This window comes from Pseudomonas sp. FP2196, from assembly GCF_030687715.1.
Taxonomy (GTDB): Bacteria; Pseudomonadota; Gammaproteobacteria; order Pseudomonadales; family Pseudomonadaceae; genus Aquipseudomonas.
Genome location: NZ_CP117445.1, coordinates 1775164 through 1794056, shown reverse-complemented (window position 1 = coordinate 1794056; position 18893 = coordinate 1775164). Strand labels below are relative to the sequence as shown.

The window sequence follows — 18893 nt, the reverse complement described above, 5'->3', positions numbered from 1 at the left end:
CCCGACAGGCACACAGCAAAACGGCGATCCGAGGATCGCCGTTTTCATTTACTGCCCGAATTTCTTGCCCAGCCCCGGCGGCACGCCGTGGATGTCGGTGTCTTCCCACGGGCCGTTGGGGCTGACGGAGCGGCTCCAGCCATTGTTCCAGCGGAAGTAGGTGCGCTGTCGGTAGAACGTGTTGGACTGGTCGTCGAGCACATAGACGCCGAGTTTCTGATCCCAATGGCTGTTGCCGCCCGGTGGTGGGGCGAAGCTGGCTGAGGTGCGTGGGACGGGTTTTGCCGGTTTGGCGGGGATGCTTTTGCCCGGTGTTGGCGAGGTCGACGGGGTCGGGCTCGGTTGTGACGGAGGGATCGGCGGCAGGTTAGTGGTCCGTCCCGGTGGTTGCACCGCACATGCGCTCAGGCCCAGGGCCAATGTGAGAACCGTGATTCGGGCGAGGGTGTGCATGGCGGTGCTTTCCTGTGTTGCCCGGTTACTTGTCCGGGCTGTCGATGGTCAGTTTTTGTAGCGCGGTGGTGCTGCTGGCCAGAGGCCCGCTGCGACCGACCCACTCCCCTGCGGTCGGCTGACCGGCACGGGAGATGCGCGCAACCAGTTGGACTTCAGGAAAGTTCGACAGTTTCAACTGCGGCATCATGGCGTCGGCATCGCCCAGTTCAACCGTTACCGGCAGATCCGCCACGGTCAGGCGCTTGGCCGCCAGGGGCGCCGGTGGCCCGGACGTGGCGCGGGCGAAGATGAACACGCTGTCACCCGGTTGCACCTTGCCTTTGAGTTCGCTGGCCAGATCCACGCTGACTTTGAGCAGCGCCGCCGCTTTCGGCGCCGGTGCCTGGGCGACCTTGCCGCCGCTGGCTTGCAGGCGTTCAGCGGCTCGCTCGATCCCGCCTTGCAGCGCGGCACGGGAATTGTCCTCCGGCGGCAATTGCGCCAACAGACGGTTCCAGTAATCGATGGCTTCCTGATAACGCTCGCCTTCGAACGCGGCGATGCCGAGCAGACCGAGGCTGGTGACTTCCTTCGGATCAGCCTTCAGCGCTTCATCGGTCAGGGCCTGGATCTTGTCCGACCACTTTTTGCCGTCAGCAAAATACTGCGCCTGCGCCCATTGGCCGAGCAGTTCCGGCTGACGACCGGCGAGGTTGGCGGCGCGTTCGAACATCTTCGCCGCGTCCGCCGGACGCTCCTGAGCCATGTAGGTGCGACCCAGGAAATACAGACCTTCAGCGGAATCGGGCTGCGCGGCAACCGCACGCTCCAGACGCTGGGTCATCTCTTCCATCGACTGCGGTGCCTGGGCGAATTCGCGGGTCAGTTCGACCTTGTCGGCTGCGCCGAAATGCAGATACAGACCCAGGCCCAAAACCGGCACCAACACCGCCGACAGCAGCGGCAACGGTTTGCCCAGCTTCGAGACGCGCGGCGCCGCAACACCTTCGGTATCGGCGAGCAGTTCGCGCGCAGCTTCAGCGCGGCCGCTGTCCATTTGCGCGGCATCCAGCACACCTTCGGCCTGTTGCGCTTGCAACTCGGCAACGCGTTCCTGATACAGCGCAACGTTGAGAGCAGTACGATCCTCTTCACGCTGGGCGCGGCGTTCACGCAGAACAGGGATCAGCAGAAAACTCAGGGCGACCAGAAGCAACAGCCCTGCGGCAAGCCAGAAATCAATCATTCTTGGTTTTTATCCAACAGTTGGTCGAGGCGCTGACGCTCTTCGATGGACAGCGCTTGCGGGGTCTCGGCGCGCTGGCCGCGACGTCGGCGGACGATCACCGCGATCACCACGAACCCACCGAGCAGCAACCCGGCCGGGCCGAACCACAGCAATGCAGTCTTGGCGTTGAGCGCCGGTTTGTAACGGACGAAATCACCGTAGCGGTCGACCATGAAGTCGATGATCTGCTGATTGTCCTTGCCCTCGCCAAGCATGCGGAAAATCTCTTTGCGCAGGTCAGCGGCAATCGGTGCGTTGGAATCGGCGATGTCCTGGTTCTGGCACTTGGGGCAGCGCAGCTCCTTGGTCAATTCGCGGAAACGCTCGCGATCACCTTCTTTGGCGAACTCGTAGGTGTCGATGGCGGCGTGAGCCACACCCACCAGACTCAAACCCAATACCACGGCGGCTAGAAAGCGCTTCATGGCGTGGCCTCATCGACCAGCGCCTGATACTTGGCCGCGAGTTTTTCGCGCCAGACCTGCTCGTCAATCACGCCGACGTACTTGTCGCGAATGATGCCCTTGGCGTCGATGAAGAAGGTTTCCGGCGCGCCGTACACGCCGAGATTCAGGCCCAGCGAGCCTTCGTCGTCCCGGATGTCCAACTGATACGGATTGTGGAATTCGGCCAGCCACTTCAAGGCATCGGCGTTGACGTCCTTGTAGTTGATCCCGTAGATCACCACGCCGCGCTCGGCCAGCTTGTTCAGCACCGGATGCTCGACCCGGCAGGAAATGCACCAGGTGCCCCAGACGTTGACCAGCGCAGGCTTGCCGAGAATGTCAGCGCGGGTCAGGGTCTTGTCGCCCTGCACGCTCGGCAGGGAAAACTCCGGGAACGGTTTATTGATCATCGCCGACGGCAGCTCCGCCGGATCCAGGTACAGACCGCGATAAAGGAATACCGCCACCAGCAGGAAAATCGCCAGTGGCGCCAGCATCAACCAACGTCTCATGCAGCCGCTCCCGTCATGCCCAGCGCTTCACGCACTTTGGATTTCACCTTGACCCGATAACGCCGATCCAGTGCGGCCAGCAGCCCGCCTGCACCTGTGAGCAAGCCGCCGAACCAGATCCAGCGCACGAACGGTTTGACGTGCACGCGCACGGCCCACGCGCCGTTGCCCAACGGCTCGCCGAGGGCGACGTAAAGATCACGGGTGAAACCGGCGTCGATCCCGGCTTCGGTCATCACCGAATTCTGCACGGTGTACAGACGTTTTTCCGGGTGCAGCACGCTGATTTCCTTGCCGTCGCGAATGACCCGAATGGTGCCCTTGTCGGAGGTGAAGTTCGGCCCTTCGAAGTGTTTGGCGCCTTCGAAGACAAACTGATAACCGGCCAGGGACATCGACTCGCCCGGCGCCAGACGCAGGTCGCGTTCGGCACTGTTCTGGCTCGACAACACCACACCCAACGCGCAAACAGCGATGCCGAGGTGGGCGATCTGCATGCCCCAATAACTGCGGGTCAGGGTCGGCAGGCCTTTGATCAGGCCTTTGTGACGAGTCTTGTCGAAGATGTCGCGCACACCGGCCAGCAACACCCACGCAGCGAGCAGGAAAGTGGCGATAACGGCCCAGTTGAAATCGCCGTAAGCCACACCGGCCACCACTGCCAGCGCAACGCTGCCGAGCAACACAGGCGTGAGCATGCTGGCCAGCCATTTAACCGGCGTGTCTTTCCAACGGACGACCACACCGACCGCCATCACCAGCATCAACAGCGCCATCAACGGAATGAACAGCGCGTTGAAATACGGCGGGCCGACCGACAGCTTGGCGCCGCTGATGGCATCAAGAATCAGCGGATACAGCGTGCCAAGCAGGATCATCGACGCGGCTACGACCAGTACCAGGTTATTGCCCAGCAGCAGGGTTTCCCGCGACCACAGGTTAAAGCCGACCTGACTCTTGACCACGGGCGCGCGCAACGCGAACAACGTCAGCGAGCCACCGACCACGAACAGCAGGAAGATCAGGATGAACACGCCGCGCTCTGGGTCGGAGGCAAACGCGTGTACCGACGTCAGCACCCCGGAACGCACAAGGAAGGTACCGAGCAGGCTCAGGGAGAATGCCGCAATCGCCAGCAATACCGTCCAGCTCTTGAACACGCCGCGTTTTTCCGTGACCGCCAGCGAGTGAATCAACGCAGTGCCGACCAGCCATGGCATGAACGAGGCGTTTTCCACCGGGTCCCAGAACCACCAGCCGCCCCAGCCGAGTTCGTAGTACGCCCACCACGAACCGAGGGTGATGCCGATGCCGAGGAAGGCCCACGCCACAATCGTCCACGGACGCGACCAGCGCGCCCACGCCGCATCGAGACGACCGCCCATCAACGCGGCGATGGCAAACGCGAACGCCACCGAAAAGCCGACGTAGCCCATGTACAACATCGGCGGGTGAACGATCAGGCCAATGTCTTGCAACAACGGATTCAAGTCCGCGCCATTGCTGGGCATTTGCGGGAGGATACGTTTGAACGGGTTGGACGTGAGGATCAGGAACAGCAGAAAACCGGTGCTGATCATGCCCATCACCGCCAGGACGCGGGCGAGCATGACTTGCGGCAACTGACGAGAGAACACCGACACCGCGAACGTCCAGCCGCCGAGGATCAGTGCCCACAGCAACAGCGAACCTTCGTGGGCGCCCCACACCGCGCTGAATTTGTAGAACCACGGCAAAGCGGTATTGGAGTTGTTCGCCACATAGGCGACAGAGAAGTCATCAGCCATGAACGCGTAGGTCAGGCAGCCGAACGCGAACAGCAAAAACGCAAACTGCCCCCACGCGGCTGGCTGGGCCAGACTCATCCAGAAACGGTCGCCGCGCCAGGCACCGACCAATGGCACCACGGCCTGCACCAGCGCAAAACACAGCGCCAGAATCATCGCCAAATGGCCGAGCTCAGGAATAAACAGTGCGGAAGTCATCGATCAACCCTCCTTCGCTGGGGTCGGAGCGGATTGGCCGCTGTCTTTCAACGCCTTGGTCACTTCCGGCGGCATGTACTTCTCGTCGTGCTTGGCCAACACTTCATCGGCAACGACCACGCCGTCGGCGTTGATTTTGCCCAGAGCGACAATGCCCTGCCCTTCGCGGAACAGATCCGGGAGGATGCCGCGATAGGTGATGGTCACAGCCTTGTTGAAGTCGGTGACGACGAATTTGACGTCCAGCGAATCCGGGGAACGTTGCAGCGAGCCCTTCTCGACCATGCCGCCGGCACGAATCCGAGTGTCCTGCGGCGCTTCGCCGTTGGCGATCTGGGTCGGGGTGTAAAACAGGTTGATGTTCTGCTGCAGGGCACTCAAGGCCAGGCCAACGGCAGCGCCGACCCCGACCAGAATGGCCAGAATGATGATCAGACGTTTCTTGCGCAGCGGATTCACTTGCCGTTCTCCCGGCGCAGACGACGCGCCTCTTGTTGCAGATAGCGCTTGCGGGCCGCGATCGGCGCCGCCACGTTAAGGATCAGCACCGCCAGACAGATGCCGTAGGCCGACCAGACATACAGGCCATGATGGCCCATGGCGAGGAAGTCGCCGAATGAAGCAAAACTCATCGCGCGGCCTCCAGACTGCTCTGCACTTCTTCTTTGACCCAACTGGCGCGGGCTTCGCGCTTGAGCACTTCAAGGCGCATGCGCAGCAACAACACGGCACCGAAGAAACAGTAGAAACCCAACACCGTCAGCAGCAGCGGCAGCCACATTTCAGCGGGCATTGCCGGTTTTTCGGTGAGGGTGAAGGTCGCGCCCTGATGCAGGGTGTTCCACCACTCCACCGAGTATTTGATGATCGGAATGTTGATCACGCCGACGATGGCCAGCACCGCGCAAGCCTTGGCGGCGCTGTCGCGGTTGCTGATGGCGTTGCCCAACGCGATCACGCCGAAATACAGGAACAGCAGAATCAGCATCGAGGTCAGCCGCGCATCCCATACCCACCACGAGCCCCAGGTCGGCTTGCCCCAGATCGCCCCGGTGACCAGCGCCACGGCGGTCATCCAAGCGCCGATCGGTGCGGCGCATTGCAGGGCGACGTCGGCCAGTTTCATCTTCCAAACCAGACCCACCACGCCGCACACCGCGAGCATCACGTAGATCGACTGAGCGAGCATCGCGGCGGGCACGTGGATATAGATGATGCGAAAGCTGTTGCCTTGCTGATAGTCCGGCGGGGCGAAGGCCAGGCCCCAGACGACACCAACGCCAATCAACAGCAACGCAGCGATGCTCAGCCACGGCAAAAACTTGCTGCTGATGCCGTAGAACCACTTGGGCGAGCCGAGCTTGTGAAACCAGGTCCAGTTCATACTGTTTCCATCACGGTTGCCGCTCATCAGTGTGAGCGGTCTCAGGGTCTTTGCTGGTTAAATTTTAACCAGACCTCATTATTCGCCGACGCTGATCTTCAGGCCAGCCGCTATTGCAAAAGGTGTCAGGGTGATCGCCAGAGCGGTCAGGCTACCAAGCCACAGCAGATACCCGGTCGCCGGCATGCCTTGCAACGCCGCTTGCAGGGCGCCACTGCCAAGGATCAATACCGGGATGTACAACGGCAGAATCAGCAGCGCCAGCAACAGGCCGCCCCGTTTCAAACCCACCGTCAGTGCCGCGCCCACCGCACCGAGCAAGCTCAACACCGGTGTCCCCAGCAACAACGAAAGCAGCAACACCGGCAGACAAGCGACAGGCAAACCGAGCATCAACGCCAGCAAAGGCGAGAGCAATACCAGTGCCAGTCCGGAAAAAAGCCAGTGTGCCAGCACCTTGGCCAAGACCAGAAGTGGCAGCGGGTGCGGCGAAAGGACCCACTGTTCCAGGGACCCGTCCTCGAAATCACTGCGAAACAGCCCGTCCAGCGAGAGCAGAACCGACAAAAGTGCGGCCACCCAGACTAACCCCGGGGACAGGTTTTGCAAGACTTGAGTTTCCGGGCCGACGGCCAGCGGAAACAAAGCGATGACAATGGCGAAGAAAATCAGCGGATTGGCCAGTTCCGCCGGGCGACGAAACAGCAGTCGGGACTCACGGGCAACCAGCAGGCCGAACACACTCATACTGCCCAGTTCCCCAGATGGATGTCGCGATAACCGGCCGGCATCCGGCTCAGGGTGTGGTGGGTCGTCAGGACGACGAGGCCGCCGCGCTCGCAGTGCCCGGCCAGGTGTTCTTCAAGTTGCGCCACGCCCTGCTTGTCGAGAGCGGTAAACGGCTCGTCGAGAATCCACAGCGGCGGGCTGTCGAGATACAAGCGCGCCAGCGCCACGCGGCGTTGCTGGCCGGCGGAAAGCGTGTGGCAGGGAACATCTTCGAATCCGTGCAATCCTACGGCTGCCAGTGCTTGCCAGATCGCCTCGCGTTCGGCGGGCTGATGCAGAGCGCAGAGCCAGGACAGGTTTTCTTCCGGGGTCAGCAGATCCTTGATCCCGGCGGCATGGCCAATCCACAACAGGTTGCGCGCCAGTTCGCTCGGCTGTTCGGTCAAGGGCTGACCGTTGAGCAACACCTGACCGCTGGTCGGCTGCATCAAACCGGACAACAAGCGCAATAGACTGGTTTTACCACTGCCGTTGGGACCGCTGATCTGCACCATATCGCCACTGGCCAGTCTCAATTCGAGATTTTCGAAGAGCAGTCGCAGGTCTCGCTCACACGCGAGGGCAACGGTTTGCAGGACAGGACTGGTCAAGGGATCACGGGCCTTATACGGTTCAAGTCGGCTCTGGTGCGGCCGTTAAAGAGATGCAGCATAGATGCAATGACGGCTCGATCTAGAGAGCTGCGTCAAACAATTGCTATGTTTTTTGAACGAAGCGCAAGACGGGCGGCATTATACATGTCGTGCCTTACTCTCAAGAGTGCAATTTCCTCAGGTTGTGTCCGCGTATGACAGGCGAAATGAACATCCTCCCGCTCCCGCCAACCACCCCGGCGATCGCTCGCCCGCAGGTCGGCGAATTGCTCAAGCTGCTGACGCCAGTCGAAGGCTTGATCGGCGCGGGGCAAAGCGCCAAGGCCGAGGTGTTGTCGCTCAAGCAGGCAGACCAGACTTTTCAACTGCTGCTGAAAGTGACGCTGGACAGCGGCCGTCAGACCACCGTGCAAGCGACCAGTAATCTACCGCTGGCGCAAGGCACCAATCTGGCGATCACTCAGCCGTCGGCGGGCAATCTGGCGATTACCGTGCAACAGGCGATCGCCAGCAGCGTCGCCACCCTCACCCGCATCGATACCGCGCAATTGCCGGTGGGCACCTTGTTGCAAGGCAAAGTGGTGACCTCGCAAGCGTTGCCACAGACGCCGGGGCAAGCGACGGTTTTTCGTTCGATGGTCAGTTTGCTCAACACGGCGTTGAGCGGGAGCACATTGACGATCGACAGCCCGCAGCCGTTGCGCATCGGGACTTTACTCTCGGCACAGGTACAGGATTCACAGACCCTCAAATTCGTGCCGCTGAGCAGCCGTCAGGAGCAATTGGCGGTGAGTCAGCAACTGGTCGGCCAGCAGAGTCGCCAGGCGTCGCTGAACGGTTTGTTGAATGCGCTGCAAAGCCTGCCGCCAGCCACCGATCAGACAACGGCGGATTTGCGCGCCGTGGTCGACAAACTGCTCGCCAGTCTGCCGGACGTGCAGCAGATGAGCACCGCCAAAGGCGTCGCCTTGGCGCTGGCCAACAGCGGCGCGTTCCTTGAAGCCAAACTGCTGACCGGACAAAACCCGACGCTGGCCACGGACATGAAAGCCGATCTGCTCAAGCTGATCGCGCAACTGACCCCGGGCCTGCCGAGCAGCACCAGTTTCAACGCCATCATCGCGGCCAACACCCTGGCACAGGCGCTGCCGAGCTTCGTGCGCAACGCGCTCGGCACCCTCGGCCAGGTCAGCGCGAAACCCGTGCCGAGCAGCTTCCCTCTGCCCGACCGCCTGCTGCAAAACCTGGAAGGCGAAGGCGATCTGGAGCAATTGCTGCGCCTCGCCGCCGCTGCGGTGTCGCGCCTGCAAAGCCATCAACTGTCGAGCCTGGAACAGACCGGTGTCACCGACGACGGTCGCCTGCTCAGCACCTGGCAACTGGAAATCCCCATGCGCAACCTGCAGGACATCGTGCCGTTGCAGGTCAAGTTCCAGCGCGAAGAAGCGCCGCAGAAAGACCCCCAACCCGACGAGCGCCGCGACGAACGCGAACCGAAGCAGCAACTGTGGCGCGTCGATCTGGCGTTCGATATGGAACCGCTCGGGCCGATGCAGATTCAGGCGCAGTTGATCGCCGGCAGCCTGTCGAGTCAGCTGTGGGCCGAACGGCCGTACACCGCCGATCTGATCGAAAACAATCTGTTCGCACTGCGCCAGCGCCTGCTCGATCGCGGGCTGAATGTCGGCGATCTCGACTGCCACCACGGCACTCCGCCGCAGGGCAACCAAACCCGCCTCGACCACCGCTGGGTTGATGAAACCGCATGAATGACACCACCGCTCCACGCCAGGCCATCGCCCTCAAGTACGACGGCAACCACGCCCCGACCCTCACCGCCAAGGGCGACGAAGAACTGGCCGAAGAAATCCTGCGAATCGCGCGCGACTGCGAAGTGCCGATTTACGAGAATGCCGAATTGGTGCGCTTGCTGGCGCGGATGGAACTGGGCGACAGCATTCCCGAAGAGCTGTATCGCACCATTGCCGAGATCATTGCGTTTGCGTGGAATCTGAAGGGAAAATTCCCGGAGGGGCAGGATCCGGATGCGCCGATGATCGAGAAGGACATCACCCTGCGCGGCGATGATTATTAAGCCCTAAAAGCAAAAGATCGCAGCCTTCGGCAGCTCCTACATTGGGATATACATTGCCCTGTAGGAGCTGCCGAAGGCTGCGATCTTTTGATCTTGCTTCTAGTTCTTGTGCAACTTGCGCATCAACTCCGCCTCAGCCTGGGTCAAACCGCAGGACTGAGTCAGCTCATCGACACTCGCGCCCATGCCCACCAGTTTCGCCGCCTGGGCGAATGACAGGCTGGACGGGTCGCGCTGTTCAAGCTGAACAATCTTGTCGGGCAACGGACCGACTACCGCGCGCAGTTCGTGCAGGGCCTCGCCCATGTGCACATTGCCGTTCTGATAGTCGTCAACGCGCTTGGCCAGGTCCTTGATGCGCTGATCACGCAGCGCATCGCCCTGAGCCTGTTGCGCAGCGATGACCCGCTGCGCCTTGATGTACGCCAGAAACATCGCCAGCGTGCCCGCCCAGAAGAGGAACAGGACAATGACCGCAACCTCGAGAATCAATCAGATGTTCTCCAGATCCGACCATTCTTCTTCGCTCATCATCTTGTCCAGTTCGACCAGGATCAGCAGTTCGTTGTTCTTGTTGCACACGCCTTGAATGAACTTGGCCGACTCTTCGTTACCGACGTTCGGTGCGGTTTCGATTTCCGACTGACGCAGGTAAACCACTTCCGCCACGCTGTCGACCATGATCCCGACCACTTGCTTGTCGGCTTCGATGATGACGATACGGGTGTTGTCGCTGATCTCGGCATTCATCAGGCCGAAGCGCTGACGGGTGTCGATGACGGTGACTACGTTACCGCGCAGGTTGATGATGCCCAGCACGTAGCTTGGCGCGCCCGGCACCGGAGCGATTTCGGTGTAGCGCAGCACTTCCTGAACGCGCATCACGTTGATGCCGTAGGTTTCGTTGTCCAGCTTGAAGGTCACCCATTGCAGGATCGGATCTTCAGAACCTTTTGCATTCGTCGCCTGACTACTCATACCCTGACCCCTCGAAAAAACCGCACTGAGCGGTGTGTGTTCTGTGTGGCGGCATTCAACAATGCCGTCGCCTGATTGTTATGTCGGCTGCTATGTCGGTTTATGTAGCGGCTTGCTGCCGCCCAAGTGCTTTGCCCCACCGCTGGCAATCAACTCGGCCAGTGCGGAAACGTCCAGCAATGCACACATGTGCTCAATCACGGTGCCGGCGAGCCATGGCCGCTGACCCCGGTGACTTCTCCATTTGATTTCATTCGGATCAAGACGCAACGAACGGCTGACCTGATGCACCGCCAGGCCCCACTCGTAACCTTGTACCGAAATCACGTACTGCAAACCCTGACGGAAGTCATCTCGATAACGATCGGGCATGACCCAACGCGCGGTGTCCAACACTTTCAGGTTGCCGGCCTGACTCGGCAGAATCCCGAGGAACCATTCCGGCTGACCGAACAGCGGTGTCAGCTCGTGACCGGCCAGCGAATAGATCGAGCCGAGGCACACCAGCGGCACCGCAAGGGTCAGACCGGCAACGTCGAACAGCAAACATTCGAACGCTTCGGAGGCCCAGGCCGGACGGCCGTCGGTTTCCACCGGCGGCGGCGTGTTGCTCGGTGGCAGGTGCACTTCCACCAGTGGCGGCACCAGCGTCTGTTCGACGGGTGCGGGCACGACTGGCGCAGGCTCGACCACTGCCGGTTCCGGTGTGGTCTTCAGCAACTGAGTTTGCAGCAGCGGTGCCAACGTCGAGACCGATGCGCGAACCGGTTCGGCTTCTTCGATCAACGCCACCGGCGCCTTGGCGACGGGTGCGACGGCAGGCGTGGCAACAGGCGCAACAGCTTTTTGCGCGTCACGCGCCTGTTCTTCCAGTACCGCAGCCTGAAATTCATCCAGCGCTTCGGCGCTTTCAATCACCTCAGGCTGCGTCGCAACCTGCGCCGGCAATTCGTCGGGAATCTCCTCCAACAAACTGTCCAGATAAGACTGCAACGCCAACTGCGGCTTCGACGTCAATTTCAGCGGCCGATTCATGCACAACTCCCTGTAGGAGCTGCGGAACGCTGCGATCTTTTGATCTTTTCAGGAGCACCGCCAAGCCAGATCAAAAGATCGCAGCCTGCGGCAGCTCCTACAAGGGTCAAAATCATTTCAAGCCACCTGCGGAACAAGTTGTTGCGCCAACAGATGCTTAAGCAGCGCGCGGTAAGCCAGCACGCCACGGCTCTTGCCGTCGAATTGCGAAGGGGTGACACCGGCGCGGCTGGCATCACGCAGACGCGTATCGACCGGGATGTAACCCTGCCAGATCTCTTCCGGGAATTTGTCGCGCAGCACGCGCAAGGTGCCCAGTGACGCCTGAGTACGGCGGTCGAATAACGTCGGCACAATGCTGAAAGGCAGCGCCTGTTTGCGCGAGCGGTTGATCATCGCCAGGGTGTTGACCATGCGCTCCAGGCCTTTGACGGCCAGGTGTTCGGTCTGCACCGGGATCACCAGTTGCTGGCTCGCCGCGAGGGCGTTGACCATCAGCACGCCGAGCAACGGCGGGCTGTCGATGACGGCGTAATCGAAGTCCTGCCACAGCTGCGCCAGACTCTTGGCGATCACCAGGCCCAAACCACTCTGCCCCGGCGACTGACGCTCGAGGGTGGCCAGCGCGGTGCTGGACGGCAACAGGGAAATGCGTTCGTCACTGGTCGACAGCAACAGTTGCCCCGGCAGGCCTTGCGGCACGCTGCCCTTGTGCAGAAACAGGTCGTAGTTGCTGTGTTCCAGGCTGTCGGGGTCGTAACCGAAATAGCTGGTCATCGAGCCGTGCGGGTCGAGATCGACCACAACCACGCGCTTGCCCGCCTCCGCCAGCAAACCGGCTAAAGCGATGGAAGAGGTGGTTTTACCAACACCACCCTTTTGATTGGCGACTGCCCAGACTCTCATTCGTTTCTTTCCTCCCGGCCGAGATGCTCGACCGAGACATGGCTCAGCGTATTAATGCGGGCGACGGAGAATTGACGGCACTCTCGCGTCCCGGCGTCTTGACCGGGGTCGGTGCAGTTTGTGTGCCAGCGCGCTTCAGTGCGGCATCCGGTTGCGCGTTGGCGGCTCCGGTGCCCGTGAGGCTGCGGCGTACATCAAGATTGCGCGACACCACCAACACCACACGACGGTTTTTCCCGCGACCTTCAGCAGTGGCGTTGTTGGCCACAGGCTGGAACTCACCGTAACCCACCGAGGCGAGGCGGCCAGGGTTGACACCCTGCATTGCCAGCATGCGTACGATGCTCGCCGAGCGCGCCGAGGACAGCTCCCAGTTGGTCGGGTACTGCGCGGTGCGGATCGGTTGATCGTCGGTAAAACCTTCGACATGGATCGGGTTGTCGAACGGCTTGAGGATCGCTGCAACCTTGTCGATGATGTTGAACGCAATATCGCTCGGCATGGCATCGCCGCTGCCGAACAACAGGCTGGAGTTGAGCTCGATCTCGACCCACAACTCGTTGCCGCGTACGGTCATCTGGTTGGAGCTGATCAGATCACCGAACGCCGCGCTGATATCGTCGGCAATGCTCTTCAACGGATCACTGGCACCGGCGATACCGGCGTCGATCTGTTCGGCGTCCTTGACCAGCGGCTTGGCCGGGGTCACGGTCTTCGGTCGTTCGTCGCCGATCGGGATCGGTTTGAGCGCGCGGTCGGAATCCTTGAAGACTCCGACCAGCGCCTCGGAAATTTCCTTGTACTTGCCTTCGTTGATCGACGAGATCGAGTACATCACCACGAAGAACGCGAACAGCAGCGTGATGAAGTCGGCGTAGGACACAAGCCAGCGCTCGTGATTGACGTGTTCTTCCTGATGCCTGCGACGAGCCATGAGGTTATTCCCTTAGTCCATGAAGCCTTGCAGCTTCAACTCGATGGAGCGTGGGTTTTCACCTTCGGCGATCGACAAAATGCCTTCCAACAACATTTCGCGATAACGCGACTGCCGCAACGCGATTGACTTCAACTTGGCCGCCACCGGTAGCAGGATCAGGTTGGCACTGGCCACGCCGTAAATGGTCGCGACGAATGCCACGGCGATGCCGCTACCCAGTTGCGTCGGGTCGGCAAGGTTGCCCATCACGTGGATCAGGCCCATCACCGCGCCGATGATGCCGATGGTCGGCGCGTAGCCGCCCATGCTTTCAAAGACCTTGGCCGCTTCGATGTCGCGGGCTTCCTGGGTGTAGAAATCCACTTCAAGGATGCTGCGGATCGCTTCAGGCTCGGCGCCGTCGACCAGCAATTGCAGGCCTTTGCGCGAGTAGCTGTCGGGTTCGGCATCGGCCACCCCTTCCAGACCGAGCAAACCTTCTTTACGTGCGGTGAGGCTCCAGTTGACCACGCGGTCGATACCGCCGGCCAGGTCCACACGCGGCGGAAAGAAGATCCAGGCGAGGATCTGCATCGCGCGTTTGAACGCGCTCATCGGTGATTGCAGCAGCGCGGCACCGATGGTGCCGCCCAGTACGATCAGCGCCGCCGGGCCGTTGGCCAGCGCACCGAGGTGACCACCTTCAAGGTAGTTACCGCCGATGATGGCGACGAACGCCATGATGATGCCGATAAGGCTTAGAACATCCATCAGATACACGCCTCGACGATGTGCTTGCCGATGTCGTCCAGACCGTAAACCGCGTCAGCGAGATCGGCTTTGACGATGGCCATCGGCATGCCATAGATCACGCAACTGGCTTCGTCCTGCGCCCACACCGAGCTGCCACCCTGCTTGAGCAGACGCGCGCCTTCGCGGCCGTCGGCACCCATGCCGGTCAACACGACCGCCAGAACTTTGTCACCGTAGGATTTCGCGGCGGAACCGAAAGTAATATCCACGCACGGCTTGTAGTTCAGACGCTCATCGCCCGGGAGGATTTTCACCGCGCCACGACCGTCGATCATCATCTGCTTACCACCCGGAGCGAGCAACGCCAGGCCCGGACGCAGGATGTCGCCATCCTCGGCTTCCTTGACGCTGATGCGGCAGAGCTTGTCCAGGCGCTCGGCGAAAGCCTTGGTGAACGCCGCCGGCATGTGCTGGATCAGCACGATCGGTGCCGGGAAGTTCGCCGGCAATTGAGTCAACACTCGTTGCAGGGCTACCGGGCCGCCAGTCGACGTGCCGATGGCAACCAGTTTGTAGGCCTTGCGTTTCGGTGCCGGCGACGAAGCGCTGGCAGCCGGGGCGCGAGCAGGACCAGGCGCGGGTGCCGGACGTGCCGCAGCCGCAGTGCTATGGCTGCTGTGGCTGCTGAAACCCGATGCCGCCGCAGCTGGCGCAGGCGCTGGCGCTGGCGTTGGCGCAGCAACTGGAGCCGGCGAGCTGTAGGCACTGAAACGACGATTACTGCGCGAGATGCTATGAACCTTCTCGCACAGCAGTTGCTTGACCTTCTCCGGGTTACGGGAGATGTCTTCGAAATTTTTCGGCAGGAAATCCACCGCGCCGGCGTCCAGCGCATCGAGGGTTACCCGGGCGCCTTCGTGGGTCAGCGAGGAGAACATCAACACCGGGGTCGGGCAGCGCTGCATGATGTGCCGCACTGCCGTGATGCCGTCCATCATCGGCATCTCGTAGTCCATGGTGATCACGTCCGGCTTGAGGGCCAGGGCCTGATCGATCGCCTCTTTACCGTTGGTTGCCGTGCCGACAACCTGGATGCTCGGATCCGCTGAAAGAATTTCCGAGACGCGGCGGCGGAAAAAACCCGAATCGTCCACCACCAGGACTTTGACTGCCATAAACACTCCATTAGGTGCAGCGGGGCGTTGTCGCCCCGCCGCCCCGGATTCAAATACGCCGTGCGGCGTAACGCTTGAGCATGCTTGGAACATCGAGAATCAGTGCAATGCGGCCGTCACCGGTGATGGTGGCGCCGGACATGCCCGGAGTGCCCTGCAGCATTTTGCCCAATGGCTTGATGACCACTTCTTCCTGGCCAACCAGTTGATCGACGACGAAGCCGATCCGCTGCGTGCCCACCGAAAGGATCACCACATGGCCTTCACGCTGCTCTTCGTGAGCGGCGGAGCTGACCAGCCAGCGCTTGAGGTAGAACAATGGCAGCGCCTTGTCCCGCACGATCACCACTTCCTGACCGTCCACCACGTTGGTGGTCGACAGGTCGAGGTGGAAGATTTCGTTGACGTTGACCAGCGGGAACGCGAACGCCTGATTGCCGAGCATGACCATCAGGGTCGGCATGATCGCCAAGGTCAGCGGCACCTTGATGACGATCTTCGAGCCCTGGCCCTTGGTCGAGTAGATGTTGATCGAACCGTTGAGCTGGGAAATCTTGGTCTTCACCACGTCCATGCCGACACCACGGCCGGACACGTCGGAGATCTCGGTCTTGGTCGAGAACCCCGGGGCGAAAATCAGGTTGTAGCACTCGGTGTCGCTCAGGCGATCAGCAGCGTCCTTGTCCATCACGCCGCGTTTTACCGCAATGGCGCGCAGGACGTTCGGGTCCATGCCCTTACCGTCATCGGAGATCGACAGCAGGATGTGGTCGCCTTCCTGTTCGGCTGCCAGTACCACGCGACCGCCACGGGCCTTGCCCGATGCTTCACGCTCTTCCGGCGACTCGATACCGTGGTCGACGGCGTTGCGCACCAAGTGGACCAGCGGGTCGGCCAGGGCCTCGACAAGGTTTTTGTCGAGGTCGGTTTCTTCGCCGACCAGTTCCAGGTTGATCTCTTTCTTGAGCTGACGCGCCAGGTCGCGAACCAGACGCGGGAAGCGCCCGAAGACCTTCTTGATCGGCTGCATCCGCGTCTTCATCACCGCGGTCTGCAAGTCAGCCGTAACCACGTCGAGGTTCGACACGGCCTTTTGCATGGCTTCGTCGCCGCTGTTGAGGCCCAGGCGCACCAGACGGTTACGCACCAGCACCAACTCGCCGACCATGTTCATGATTTCGTCGAGACGTGCAGTGTCGACCCGCACGGTGGTCTCGGCTTCGCTGGCCGGTTTTTCCGGTGGCGGTGTAGCCGGAGCACGGGCCGGAGCCGGTGCAGCAGCGGCCGCAGGTTTTGGCGCTTCAGCTTTTGGCTCAGGCTTGGCGGCAGGTTTCGGCGCAGCAGCGGCCGGTGCCTTAGCGGCAGGCGTGGCGACTGTCGAAGCGGACCCTGCAGCAGCAGCGCCAACTTCAGTGAACTTGCCTTTGCCGTGCAATTCGTCGAGCAACGATTCGAACTCGTGATCGCTGATCAGATCACTGCCGGCAGCGGCAGCCACCGGAGCGGCAGGCGCAGCAGGTGCCGAAGCAATTGCCGACTCCAGCGCTTCAACAGCGAAGTTGCCTTTGCCGTGCAACTGATCGAGCAGTGCTTCGAATTCGTCGTCAGTGATGTCCGAACTGTCACCGGCAGCAGGTGCTGCAGGTTTGGCCGCAGCCGGCGTAACCGCGTCGGCTGCAAACTGACCTTTACCGTGCAACTGATCGAGCAACGACTCGAATTCAGCGTCGGTAATTTCATCGCTCGCTGCCTCGCCGGCAGTTTGCGCAGGTGCCGCAGCGGCCGGGGCTTCGGCTTCAGCCTTGACGGCGTTCAGCGAGTCCAGCAGTTGTTCAAATTCGTTATCGGTGATGTCGCCCGAATCGCCTTCGACGACCAGCTCTTCGATCATCTCGGCCACTGGCGAAGCCGGGGCTTCATCCGCCGTTTGCGGCTCGGCCAGACGTGCCAGTGCAGCCAGCAGTTCAGGAGTCGCCGCCGTGATCGGTGCACGCTCACGGACTTCGCTGAACATGCTGTTCACCGCGTCCAGTGCTTCGAGGACAACGTCCATCAGTTCTGCATCAACGCGACGCTCACCCTTGCGCAGGATGTCGAACACGTTTTCGGCGATGTGACAGCACTCCACCAGCTCGTTGAGCTGAAGGAAGCCGGCGCCCCCTTTTACAGTGTGAAAACCGCGAAAAATTGCGTTGAGCAGATCTGCGTCATCCGGACGGCTTTCCAGCTCGACCAGTTGTTCGGACAGTTGCTCAAGAATCTCGCCGGCCTCAACCAGGAAATCCTGAAGGATCTCTTCATCGGCGCCGAAGCTCATTAATGGGGTGCTCCTACAGGTCTAAAAACCCAAAAAACCTAAAATTCAAAAACTCTAGAATCCAAGGCTGGATAACAAATCGTCCACATCGTCCTGACCGGACACAACGTCTTCTCGTTTATCGGCATGAATCTGCGGACCTTCACCCTGCGAGAGATGTTTTTGTGGATCTTTTTCTGCAAGCATCGCCGCACGGTCATGTTCGATGCCCGCAAAGCGGTCCACCTGACTGGCCATGAGCACGAGTTTGAGCAAATTGCTTTCGACTTCGGTGACCAGTTGGGTCACACGCTTGATCACTTGACCGGTAAGGTCCTGATAATCCTGAGCCAGCAGGATGTCGTTCAGATTGCTCGACACCGCACGGTTGTCCGTGCTGCTGCGCGACAGAAAACCGTCGACCCGGCGCGCCAGTTCGCGGAACTCTTCAGCCCCGACTTCACGACGCATGAAACGACCCCAATCGGTACTCAAGGCCTGGGCTTCTTCAGCCAGACCATTGACCACCGGCGTGGCGCTTTCCACCAGATCCATGGTGCGGTTGGCCGCGGCCTCTGTCAGCTTGACCACATAGCCCAGGCGTTCGGTGGCGTCGGTGATTTGCGACACTTCCTCGGCCTGCGGCATGTGCGGATCGATCTGGAAGTTAACGATTGCACTGTGCAGTTCGCGTGTGAGCTTGCCCACTTCCTGATACAGGCCGCGGTCACGGGTCTGATTGAGCTCATGGATCAGTTGCACAGCGTCGCCGAACCTGCCTTTTTCAAGGCTCTCGACCAGTTCGACCGCGTGTTTTTTCAGGGTCGATTCGAAATCGCCCTGTGAAGATTCGTTATGCTCCATAGCTCCCCCGCGCGTCATCAGCCGATGCGTTCGAAAATCTTCTCGATTTTGTCTTTCAACGCCTGAGCCGTGAAAGGTTTGACCACGTAGCCGTTCACACCGGCCTGAGCGGCCTCGATGATTTGCTCGCGCTTGGCTTCAGCAGTCACCATCAGCACCGGCAGGTGCTTGAGTTTTTCATCGGCACGCACGTGGCGCAGCAGGTCGATACCGGTCATGCCCGGCATGTTCCAGTCCGTTACCAGAAAGTCGATGCTGCCGCTGTTGAGTACCGGAATGGCGGTAATACCATCGTCGGCCTCGACGGTGTTGGTGAACCCGAGATCGCGCAGCAGGTTCTTGATGATCCGCCGCATCGTTGAGAAGTCATCAACGATGAGGATTTTCATGTCTTTGTTCAATTCGACCTCCAAGCAGTCTTAAACGCGCCCAGCACCTGGACG

Annotated in this window: 22 protein-coding genes; 2 read left to right on the top strand and 20 right to left on the bottom strand. The window is 60.8% G+C overall.

The genetic code is table 11. The features are described 5' to 3' along the window. Positions 1 to 48: 48 nt before the first annotated feature. The 10 genes from PSH79_RS08130 to ccmA all read right to left on the bottom strand — a co-directional run bounded on the left by PSH79_RS08130 (position 49) and on the right by ccmA (position 7429). Complete coding sequence (locus PSH79_RS08130; protein ID WP_305442084.1) at positions 49 to 453, bottom strand: hypothetical protein; 405 nt, start codon at positions 451 to 453, stop codon at positions 49 to 51. Positions 454 to 478: 25 nt separating this feature from the next. Further along, positions 479 to 1681: a c-type cytochrome biogenesis protein CcmI gene (gene ccmI / locus PSH79_RS08125; RefSeq protein ID WP_305442083.1), complete on the bottom strand. Its 1203-nt coding sequence runs from the start codon at positions 1679 to 1681 to the stop codon at positions 479 to 481. After that, positions 1678 to 2148 carry a cytochrome c-type biogenesis protein gene (locus tag PSH79_RS08120; protein WP_095190679.1) on the bottom strand — a complete coding sequence of 157 codons (471 nt, stop codon included), beginning with the start codon at positions 2146 to 2148 and terminating at the stop codon, positions 1678 to 1680. Before PSH79_RS08120 ends, ccmI begins: the two co-directional genes overlap by 4 nt. Further along, positions 2145 to 2681 carry a DsbE family thiol:disulfide interchange protein gene (locus tag PSH79_RS08115; protein WP_305442082.1) on the bottom strand — a complete coding sequence of 179 codons (537 nt, stop codon included), beginning with the start codon at positions 2679 to 2681 and terminating at the stop codon, positions 2145 to 2147. The genes PSH79_RS08120 and PSH79_RS08115 overlap by 4 nt, the downstream gene beginning before the upstream one ends. Further along, complete coding sequence (locus tag PSH79_RS08110; protein WP_305442081.1) at positions 2678 to 4666, bottom strand: heme lyase CcmF/NrfE family subunit; 1989 nt, start codon at positions 4664 to 4666, stop codon at positions 2678 to 2680. The genes PSH79_RS08115 and PSH79_RS08110 overlap by 4 nt, the downstream gene beginning before the upstream one ends. Before the next feature lie 3 nt (positions 4667 to 4669). Then, on the bottom strand, positions 4670 to 5125 hold the full coding sequence (ccmE, locus tag PSH79_RS08105; RefSeq protein ID WP_095190682.1) for a cytochrome c maturation protein CcmE: 456 nt from the start codon (positions 5123 to 5125) through the stop codon (positions 4670 to 4672). Further along, complete coding sequence (gene ccmD, locus PSH79_RS08100; RefSeq protein ID WP_011333085.1) at positions 5122 to 5298, bottom strand: heme exporter protein CcmD; 177 nt, start codon at positions 5296 to 5298, stop codon at positions 5122 to 5124. Before ccmD ends, ccmE begins: the two co-directional genes overlap by 4 nt. Continuing rightward, on the bottom strand, positions 5295 to 6050 hold the full coding sequence (locus PSH79_RS08095; RefSeq protein ID WP_187677403.1) for a heme ABC transporter permease: 756 nt from the start codon (positions 6048 to 6050) through the stop codon (positions 5295 to 5297). Before PSH79_RS08095 ends, ccmD begins: the two co-directional genes overlap by 4 nt. A 78-nt stretch (positions 6051 to 6128) precedes the next feature. Beyond that, positions 6129 to 6797: a heme exporter protein CcmB gene (gene ccmB, locus PSH79_RS08090; protein WP_003222942.1), complete on the bottom strand. Its 669-nt coding sequence runs from the start codon at positions 6795 to 6797 to the stop codon at positions 6129 to 6131. Beyond that, on the bottom strand, positions 6794 to 7429 hold the full coding sequence (ccmA, locus tag PSH79_RS08085; RefSeq protein ID WP_305442080.1) for a cytochrome c biogenesis heme-transporting ATPase CcmA: 636 nt from the start codon (positions 7427 to 7429) through the stop codon (positions 6794 to 6796). Before ccmA ends, ccmB begins: the two co-directional genes overlap by 4 nt. A gap of 197 nt (positions 7430 to 7626) precedes the next feature. Between ccmA and PSH79_RS08080 the strand changes: the two genes are divergently transcribed. Then, complete coding sequence (locus PSH79_RS08080; protein ID WP_305442079.1) at positions 7627 to 9201, top strand: flagellar hook-length control protein FliK; 1575 nt, start codon at positions 7627 to 7629, stop codon at positions 9199 to 9201. After that, the gene (locus PSH79_RS08075; protein WP_305442078.1) at positions 9198 to 9527 is read left to right on the top strand and encodes an EscU/YscU/HrcU family type III secretion system export apparatus switch protein; all 330 of its coding nucleotides are present in this window, start codon (positions 9198 to 9200) and stop codon (positions 9525 to 9527) included. Before PSH79_RS08080 ends, PSH79_RS08075 begins: the two co-directional genes overlap by 4 nt. A gap of 99 nt (positions 9528 to 9626) precedes the next feature. On the opposite strand, the gene PSH79_RS08070 is transcribed toward PSH79_RS08075, so the two are convergent. The 10 genes from PSH79_RS08070 to PSH79_RS08025 form a co-directional block, all read right to left on the bottom strand. Beyond that, a complete protein-coding gene (locus tag PSH79_RS08070; protein ID WP_305442077.1) occupies positions 9627 to 10019 on the bottom strand; it encodes a DUF2802 domain-containing protein in 393 nt (130 codons plus the stop codon). Further along, complete coding sequence (locus tag PSH79_RS08065; RefSeq protein WP_010456928.1) at positions 10020 to 10505, bottom strand: chemotaxis protein CheW; 486 nt, start codon at positions 10503 to 10505, stop codon at positions 10020 to 10022. 90 nt (positions 10506 to 10595) lie between these two features. Further along, positions 10596 to 11540, bottom strand: coding sequence for a CheW domain-containing protein (locus PSH79_RS08060; protein WP_305442076.1), 945 nt, complete (start codon positions 11538 to 11540; stop codon positions 10596 to 10598). A gap of 117 nt (positions 11541 to 11657) precedes the next feature. Then, positions 11658 to 12446: a ParA family protein gene (locus PSH79_RS08055; protein WP_305442075.1), complete on the bottom strand. Its 789-nt coding sequence runs from the start codon at positions 12444 to 12446 to the stop codon at positions 11658 to 11660. A gap of 43 nt (positions 12447 to 12489) precedes the next feature. Beyond that, positions 12490 to 13380: a flagellar motor protein MotD gene (gene motD / locus PSH79_RS08050; RefSeq protein WP_305442073.1), complete on the bottom strand. Its 891-nt coding sequence runs from the start codon at positions 13378 to 13380 to the stop codon at positions 12490 to 12492. Positions 13381 to 13392: 12 nt separating this feature from the next. Then, positions 13393 to 14133 carry a flagellar motor protein gene (locus tag PSH79_RS08045; RefSeq protein WP_095190692.1) on the bottom strand — a complete coding sequence of 247 codons (741 nt, stop codon included), beginning with the start codon at positions 14131 to 14133 and terminating at the stop codon, positions 13393 to 13395. After that, entirely contained in the window at positions 14133 to 15290 is a 1158-nt protein-coding gene (locus PSH79_RS08040; RefSeq protein WP_305442071.1) for a chemotaxis response regulator protein-glutamate methylesterase, read from the bottom strand. The genes PSH79_RS08045 and PSH79_RS08040 overlap by 1 nt, the downstream gene beginning before the upstream one ends. Before the next feature lie 49 nt (positions 15291 to 15339). Further along, positions 15340 to 17607 carry a chemotaxis protein CheA gene (locus PSH79_RS08035; protein WP_305442070.1) on the bottom strand — a complete coding sequence of 756 codons (2268 nt, stop codon included), beginning with the start codon at positions 17605 to 17607 and terminating at the stop codon, positions 15340 to 15342. A gap of 54 nt (positions 17608 to 17661) precedes the next feature. Then, complete coding sequence (locus tag PSH79_RS08030; RefSeq protein ID WP_027613919.1) at positions 17662 to 18450, bottom strand: protein phosphatase CheZ; 789 nt, start codon at positions 18448 to 18450, stop codon at positions 17662 to 17664. Between the two features lie 17 nt (positions 18451 to 18467). Further along, positions 18468 to 18839, bottom strand: coding sequence for a chemotaxis response regulator CheY (locus PSH79_RS08025; protein ID WP_008072643.1), 372 nt, complete (start codon positions 18837 to 18839; stop codon positions 18468 to 18470). Positions 18840 to 18893 lie beyond the last annotated feature (54 nt).

What these genes read in the sequence shown, in the direction of transcription:
- PSH79_RS08095 (WP_187677403.1), bottom strand. Translation starts at nt 6,050, where the DNA reads ATGAACTGGACCTGGTTTCACAAGCTCGGCTCGCCCAAGTGGTTCTAC.
- PSH79_RS08120 (WP_095190679.1), bottom strand. Translation starts at nt 2,148, where the DNA reads ATGAAGCGCTTTCTAGCCGCCGTGGTATTGGGTTTGAGTCTGGTGGGT.
- PSH79_RS08045 (WP_095190692.1), bottom strand. Translation starts at nt 14,133, where the DNA reads ATGGATGTTCTAAGCCTTATCGGCATCATCATGGCGTTCGTCGCCATC.
- motD (WP_305442073.1), bottom strand. Translation starts at nt 13,380, where the DNA reads ATGGCTCGTCGCAGGCATCAGGAAGAACACGTCAATCACGAGCGCTGG.
- PSH79_RS08055 (WP_305442075.1), bottom strand. Translation starts at nt 12,446, where the DNA reads ATGAGAGTCTGGGCAGTCGCCAATCAAAAGGGTGGTGTTGGTAAAACC.
- PSH79_RS08065 (WP_010456928.1), bottom strand. Translation starts at nt 10,505, where the DNA reads ATGAGTAGTCAGGCGACGAATGCAAAAGGTTCTGAAGATCCGATCCTG.
- PSH79_RS08115 (WP_305442082.1), bottom strand. Translation starts at nt 2,681, where the DNA reads ATGAGACGTTGGTTGATGCTGGCGCCACTGGCGATTTTCCTGCTGGTG.
- PSH79_RS08060 (WP_305442076.1), bottom strand. Translation starts at nt 11,540, where the DNA reads ATGAATCGGCCGCTGAAATTGACGTCGAAGCCGCAGTTGGCGTTGCAG.
- PSH79_RS08030 (WP_027613919.1), bottom strand. Translation starts at nt 18,450, where the DNA reads ATGGAGCATAACGAATCTTCACAGGGCGATTTCGAATCGACCCTGAAA.
- PSH79_RS08025 (WP_008072643.1), bottom strand. Translation starts at nt 18,839, where the DNA reads ATGAAAATCCTCATCGTTGATGACTTCTCAACGATGCGGCGGATCATC.
- ccmD (WP_011333085.1), bottom strand. Translation starts at nt 5,298, where the DNA reads ATGAGTTTTGCTTCATTCGGCGACTTCCTCGCCATGGGCCATCATGGC.
- PSH79_RS08075 (WP_305442078.1), top strand. Translation starts at nt 9,198, where the DNA reads ATGAATGACACCACCGCTCCACGCCAGGCCATCGCCCTCAAGTACGAC.
- PSH79_RS08110 (WP_305442081.1), bottom strand. Translation starts at nt 4,666, where the DNA reads ATGACTTCCGCACTGTTTATTCCTGAGCTCGGCCATTTGGCGATGATT.
- PSH79_RS08035 (WP_305442070.1), bottom strand. Translation starts at nt 17,607, where the DNA reads ATGAGCTTCGGCGCCGATGAAGAGATCCTTCAGGATTTCCTGGTTGAG.
- PSH79_RS08130 (WP_305442084.1), bottom strand. Translation starts at nt 453, where the DNA reads ATGCACACCCTCGCCCGAATCACGGTTCTCACATTGGCCCTGGGCCTG.
- PSH79_RS08040 (WP_305442071.1), bottom strand. Translation starts at nt 15,290, where the DNA reads ATGGCAGTCAAAGTCCTGGTGGTGGACGATTCGGGTTTTTTCCGCCGC.
- ccmB (WP_003222942.1), bottom strand. Translation starts at nt 6,797, where the DNA reads ATGAGTGTGTTCGGCCTGCTGGTTGCCCGTGAGTCCCGACTGCTGTTT.
- ccmI (WP_305442083.1), bottom strand. Translation starts at nt 1,681, where the DNA reads ATGATTGATTTCTGGCTTGCCGCAGGGCTGTTGCTTCTGGTCGCCCTG.
- PSH79_RS08080 (WP_305442079.1), top strand. Translation starts at nt 7,627, where the DNA reads ATGACAGGCGAAATGAACATCCTCCCGCTCCCGCCAACCACCCCGGCG.